The sequence below is a fragment of the Acidovorax sp. HMWF018 genome (assembly GCF_003061035.1).
Taxonomy (GTDB): Bacteria; Pseudomonadota; Gammaproteobacteria; order Burkholderiales; family Burkholderiaceae_C; genus Acidovorax; species Acidovorax delafieldii.
Window position 1 is genome coordinate 1 of record NZ_QAIM01000243.1, and the last position, 6329, is coordinate 6329.

The following is a 6329-nucleotide window of genomic DNA, read 5'->3' on the forward strand; positions in this document are numbered from 1 at the left end:
ATATAGTCCCGCCCACCCCCGGCCCAGAAGGCGGGGGGTGTGTGTGGCACCAAATTTGCTATGCTGGACTGTCTGTTAAAAAATGTAAGGAAGAGCCATGAATGCTCTCGGCCGCTTCTCCATCCGCACGCGTCTCTACTTCGGAACCGTCTTTTCCCTGATCCTTCTGGTCGTCATTGGTGCCATGGGCTACGTGGCGCTGGACCGAACGCGCGGCACGCTGCAGGTGCTGTTTTCAGAACGCGTGCAGACGCTGACAGACATGTCCGAGCTGCGCACCACCCTGGGTGACATGCGCCGGACCGAAAAAGACATCATCATCAACTTCAACAACTCGGTCGAGGTCTCTGCCCTGCGCGAGTCCTGGGCCAAAACCCTGACTTCCCTGCGCAAGCGTCTGGCCGATGTGCGGCAGGTGCAGTCGGGCGATGCCGAGTTTGTGGCCTCGATCGACAAATCGCTCGACGAGATCAAGCAGTACGAAACCGGCATCTCACCCATCTTCGAGAAGATCGAGGGCGCGCAGCTTGACGGCGCAGGGGGCGGCGCCTACGCCGATCGCCTGAAGGTCCACATGGAAGCCACCGACAAGCTGTTCTCCAGCCTGGCGGGTTCGGCTCGTGCGCAGATGGACGAGGCCCGCGCGGGTGTCGAATCGCGCACCTCCACCATGGCCGCACTGATTGGTGTGGGCCTGGTGCTGGCGCTGGCGGTGCTGATTCCGCTCACGTTCTTCAGCGTGCGTTCCATCACGAAGTCCCTCGGACAGGCACAGGAGCTGGCCGAACGCATTGCCAGTGGCGATTTGTCGCGCGATGTGGCAGCCATGAACCAGGATGAAGTGGGCCAGCTGGTGGGGGCGATGGGCCGCATGCAGGACTCGTTGCGTGACCTGGTGCGCCAGGTGCAGGACGCGGCGGGCAACATCTCCACCGCCAGCTCCGAGATCGCCAGTGGCAACCATGACCTGAGCCACCGCACCGAGCAGACAGCGGCCAACCTGGAAGAGACCGCCTCATCGATGGAGGTGCTGACCAGCACGGTGCAGCAAAGCGCCCAGGCCTCGCGCCAGGCCAGCGACTTTGCCTCGTCCGCCGCCGAGGTGGCTGCACGCGGCGGCGCCGTGGTGTCGCAGGTGGTGACCACCATGGACCAGATCACCACCAGCTCACGCAAGATCGCGGACATCACGGGCGTGATCGATTCGATTGCGTTCCAAACCAACATCCTGGCGCTCAACGCGGCGGTGGAAGCCGCCCGTGCCGGTGAGCAGGGCCGTGGCTTTGCGGTGGTGGCCAGCGAGGTGCGCAACCTGGCGCAGCGCAGCGCCGAAGCTGCCAAGGAGATCAAGGGCCTGATCGGTTCGTCGGTGGAGCGGGTGGAAGACGGCTCGCGCCTGGTGAGCCAGGCCGGCCAGACCATGACCGAGATCGTGAGCAGCGTGCGGCGCGTGTCCGACATCATTGCGGAGATCACCGCTTCGTCGGCCGAACAAAGCGACAACATCGGCCAGATCAGCCAGTCGGTCACGCAGCTCGACCAGATGACCCAGCAAAACGCGGCGCTGGTGGAGGAGTCCACCGCAGCGTCCGAGTCGCTGCGCGAGCAGGCGCACCACCTCAACAGCGCGGTCAGCCAGTTCAAGCTGCAGGATGGCGCGACCGCATCCCCGGCGTTTAGCACCTCGGCACCCGCAACGCCCACCGCACCTGCGATGGCCCAGGTGGGGCGCCGGCCCGCGCTGCAGATCCGGTAGTTTGAAGTGTTTTTGGCTGGTAGCGCTAGTGTTTCATGTGCTGGAAGCTATCAAAAACGTAGCAAATCAGTCCCGCGTCACCCGCAGCACTTCTTCGCGGCTGGTGATGCCGGCGGCAATCAGGCGTTCGCCATCGTCACGCATCAGCGCCATGCCACCCGCCAGCGCTGCGGTGCGGATGTCGGCCTCTGAGGCCTGGTTGTGGATCTGTGCCCGGATCGCGTCCGTGGTCACCAGCAACTCGAACACGCCCGTGCGGCCGGTGTAGCCCGTCTGGCCGCAGTGCTCGCAGCCCGCGCCGTGGCAGTGGCTGCAGAACTTGCGCACCAGGCGCTGGGCCAGCACGCCCAGCAGCGACGACGACAACAGGAAGGGCTCCACGCCCATGTCGGTCAGGCGCGTGACCGCGCTGGCCGCGTCGTTGGTGTGCAGGGTGGCCAGCACCAGGTGACCCGTGAGCGAGGCCTGGATGGCTATCTGCGCGGTCTCGAAGTCGCGGATTTCACCAATCATGATGATGTCCGGGTCCTGCCGCAGGATGGCGCGCAGGGCCTTGGCAAAGGTCAGCTCGATCTTGCTGTTGACCTGGGTCTGGCCCACGCCCGGCAGCTCGTATTCGATGGGGTCTTCCACCGTCATGATGTTGTTGCGCGTGGCGTCGAGCCGACCCAGCGCTGCATACAGCGTGGTCGTCTTGCCCGAGCCCGTGGGGCCGGTGACCAGGATGATGCCGTGCGGCTGGCCGATCAGGCCCTCAAAGCGGCGCAGGGTGTCGCCCTGCATGCCCACGGCCTCCAGGCTGAGCTTGCTTTCACTCTTGTCCAGCAGGCGCAGCACGGCGCGCTCGCCGTGCGCGCTGGGCAGGGTGGAGACGCGCACGTCGATGGCACGGGTGCCCAGGCGCAGGCTGATGCGGCCGTCCTGCGGCAGGCGTTTTTCGCTGATGTCCAGGTCGGCCATGATCTTCAGGCGCGAGATCAGGGCGGCGTGCAGCGCGCGGTTGGGCTGCACCACTTCGCGCAGCGTGCCGTCCACGCGAAAGCGCACGCTGCTGTGGCGCTCGTAGGGCTCGATGTGGATATCGCTCGCGCCGTCGCGTGCGGCCTGCGTGAGCAGGGCGTTGAGCATGCGGATGATGGGTGCGTCGCCGGCTGATTCCAGCAGGTCCTCGACGGCCGGCAGCTCCTGCATCATGCGCGAGAGGTCGGCGTCGCTCTCGACCTCGCTCACCACGGTGGCGGCGCTCGATTCGCTGTGCGAATAGGCCGCGCTGATGCGCTGGGCCAGGGCCGGGGCATCGAGCGCAAGCAGTTGCTGCACCGGGTGCTTGCGCAGCACTTCGGACAGCGCGCCCGCGTCGGGGCTGGGGCCGTGCCACAGCACCAGCTGGTGGCCGTCGTCCTCCAGCAGCAGCTGGGCGGTGCGGGCAAAGGCGTAGGGCAGGGGGTGGCGCATGCGTGGCGGCCCTTCAGCGTGGAGCGGTCTCTGCGGGCAGGGGCGCCAGCGGCTGTGTAGGCACGGTGGCGGCGCCGGGCTCTGTGCGTTGTGGCAGTGCGGGCAGGATGGGTGCGCCCGACACCGACTTCATCACCACGCTGGGCGCGGGCTGGGTGGTCTGCTGCAGCGCGCGGATGGCCTCGTAGCGGTCCATCATCAATGCGTCGCTGGTGGCGTTATCACGCACCACAATGGGGCGCAGGAACACCATCAGGTTGGTCTTGTTGCGGGTGCGGTTCTCGCTGCGGAACAGGTTGCCCAGCACCGGGATGTCGCCCATCACCGGCACCTTGTCCTGGCCTTGCGAGTAGCTGTCTTCCAGCAGGCCGCCAATCACGATGATGCTGCCATCGTCCACCACCACGTTCGACTCGATGGAGCGCTTGCTGGTGGTGGGGCCGTTGGCGTTGCTCAGCGTGGCGGTGTCGATCTTGGAGACCTCCTGGTAGATCGCCATCTTCACCGTGCCGTTCTCGCTGATCTGCGGACGCACCTTGAGCATCAGGCCCACGTCCTTGCGCTCCACCGTGGTGAACGGGTTCACCGTGCTGCTGCCGGTGCTGTTGGCGTACGAGCCGGTCACGAAGGGCACGTTGTTGCCGATGATGATGCGCGCCTCTTCGTTGTCCAGCGTCATCAGGTTGGGGGTGGAGAGCACGTTGGCATCGCCGCTGTTCTGCAGGAAGTTCGCCAGCGCGCCCAGGTAGTACTGGCCGTTAATGCGCGGTGCGAGCGCCAGGTTCAGGCCCTTGCCCAGCGAACTGGCCGCCGTCGCGATGGAGGTGGTGGAGCCCGAGGCCAGGGCGGCTGTCACGTTCAGGATGTTGGCACCGGCCGCGCCGGAGTTGGTGCCGATCACGCCCACGGTGCCATCGCCGTTTTTGCCCAGAATGCCCTGCCACTGGATGCCGAACTCGGCCACCTTGTTGGCAGAGACCTCGACGATCAGGCTCTCGACCAGCACCTGCGCGCGGCGGCCGTCGAGCTTGTCGATCACGTCGCGCAGCTGGCGGTACAGCGGCTCGGGCGCCGTGATGATGAGCGAGTTGGTGGTGGGGTCGGCCTGGATCTGACCGCCGGTGGAGGGCTGGTTGTTGTTGGTGCTGCTGGTGCCCATGGCGCTGGTGCTGGAGCCCAGGCCGCCGCTGGTGCTGCTGCCGGACGAGCTGCCGTTGGTGGACAGCATGCCCCCGGTGCTCAGCCCCGTGCTGGGTGCGGGCGAGCTGGCACCGCCACCGCTGCTGGCCGCACCGCCATTGCCGCCACCCATGGCCGCCATGGCGGCGCGCAGGGTGGTGGCCAGCTTGGTGGCGTCGGCGTTCTTGAGGTAGACCACATGGATGTTGCCGCTGGCCGCGCTGCTGCCCGGCGCGGGGGCCTGGTCTAGCTGGGCCACCAGGGCGCGCACCTGGGCCACGCGGGCCGGGTTGGCGGCACGCAGGATCAGCGAGTTGCTGCGCGGCTCGGCGATGAGGGTGGTCTTGAACGCGGTGTCGGCCTGGCCGGGCGCGGCCGCGGCTGCGGCGCCCCCGTTGGCGCTGCCGCCGTCGATCAGGCGCGACACCAGCGGTGCCAGGTCGCTGGCAATCGCGTTCTTGAGCGGAATCACCTCCACATCGCTGGCGTTGGACACATCCATGGCCGCCACGATGCGCGCCAGGCGCTGCAGGTTGTCGGCATAGTCGGTGATCACCAGCGAGTTGTTGCCGGGGTTCACGTTGATGGTGTTGTTGGGGCTGATGAGCGGGCGCAGCACCGGCACCAGATTGGCAGCGTTTTCGAAGTTGAGCTTGAAGATCTGCGTGACGATTTGCCCGCCGCCGGGCGCGCTGCCCGCGTTGCCCTGCACCACGCTCACGCTGCCGCCCTGCAGCTTGGCGTCGGCCTCGGGCACCACCTTGTACAGGCCCGCCGCCTCCACCACCGTGAAGCCTTGCAGGCGCAGCGCGGCCAGGAACTGCTGGAACGCGGCGGCAGGCGTCACCGCGCGCTCGGTCACGAGGTTGAGCTGGCCTTTGACCCGTGGGTCCACCACCACGTTGCGGCCGGTGATGGTGGCCATGGTGCGGGCCACGGCCTCGATCTCGGCGTTGGCAAAGTTGAGCGTGACGGGTTCGCTGGGGCGCACGCTGCCGGTGCGGGTGTCCACCGCCGTTTGGGCGCCAATCTGGCCACTGGCGCAGGTAAATATTGCGCTGACTGCTATGGTTTTGAGAGTGAAGCGCAGGCGTGGAGCAAACAGGAAAGTCATAGATTCAACCCACGGTGATGATGGAGCGCGCGCCATTGCGCCGTCCGATGATGTTCAGAAGATTGGACAGTGCGGCCTCCCGCTCGGGGGTGGCGCTGGCCTCGCCCGCAAAGCGCAGGCGGTTGCCCACCCACTGGCCGCTGCCGCTCAGTTGCAGGGCCCCGTCGAGGGTGCTGAGGGCGAGTGTGGGCACCTCGCCGCCCTGCAGCACCAGCCGGTAGCTGCCCATGGGGCGCAGGGTGGACAAGCGCGAGGACATGGCCCGCGCATCCATCTGGGCCTTGCCCGACAGCACCATGCGGCCAGCAGCCCATTGCGCCGTCAGCGCGCGTGTCTGCAGTGCCAGCTGTCCCTGCGGCTGCAGGGTGTTCCAGGGGGTGCCCAGGCCCGCCAGCAAGGCCGCAGGCCACTGGCTCTGGCCGTCGGCCACAGTGATTTGCGGGCCGGCCCAGCGCAGGTGCACCTGGGCCCGCAGGGGCTCGGGCGTGCAGCAGCCTGCGTGCAGTTGGGCGCTTAGCCCGCCCCAGGTGGGGCGCAGCTGCCAGTCCACCCGGCCGGGCAGGGCGGCGCTGTCTTTGCTGGCCTGGCCACCAGTCAACACCAGTTGGGCCGAGCCGGTCCATACCGTGCCCCTTGGCTGCAGCAACAGCACCTGTCCCTGGGTGGCGCGGGCCACGCCGCTGGCCAGCCAGTGCGCGGGCGCAAAGGCCACCACGGCGGGCAGCACGCCGGCCAGCGCACCGGCCCATGCCCAGCCCCACGCCGTGCGGGGGGCGGAGCGGGGGGCAGGGCGTGTCGGACGGAGGTTGCGGGCCACGGGGGGAA

The 6329-nt window shown here is 67.6% G+C and carries 4 protein-coding genes; 1 reads left to right on the top strand and 3 read right to left on the bottom strand.

All coding sequences use genetic code 11. The features are described from left to right. Window positions 1-97 precede the first annotated feature (97 nt). Window positions 98-1756, top strand: a complete 1659-nt coding sequence (locus tag DBR23_RS08720; RefSeq protein WP_108497979.1) for a methyl-accepting chemotaxis protein — start codon at window positions 98-100, stop codon at window positions 1754-1756. A gap of 66 nt (window positions 1757-1822) precedes the next feature. Here DBR23_RS08720 and DBR23_RS08725 read toward each other — a convergent pair whose 3' ends face one another. Genes DBR23_RS08725 through gspN form a run of 3 tightly spaced genes read right to left on the bottom strand, consistent with a single transcriptional unit; the run spans window position 1823 to window position 6321 of the window. Beyond that, on the bottom strand, window positions 1823-3211 hold the full coding sequence (locus tag DBR23_RS08725; RefSeq protein ID WP_056059185.1) for a GspE/PulE family protein: 1389 nt from the start codon (window positions 3209-3211) through the stop codon (window positions 1823-1825). 13 nt (window positions 3212-3224) lie between these two features. Further along, window positions 3225-5504, bottom strand: coding sequence for a type II secretion system secretin GspD (gspD, locus tag DBR23_RS08730; RefSeq protein ID WP_108497980.1), 2280 nt, complete (start codon window positions 5502-5504; stop codon window positions 3225-3227). Window positions 5505-5508: 4 nt separating this feature from the next. Continuing rightward, a complete protein-coding gene (gene gspN, locus DBR23_RS08735) occupies window positions 5509-6321 on the bottom strand; it encodes a type II secretion system protein N (protein ID WP_108497981.1) in 813 nt (270 codons plus the stop codon). Window positions 6322-6329: the final 8 nt, after the last annotated feature.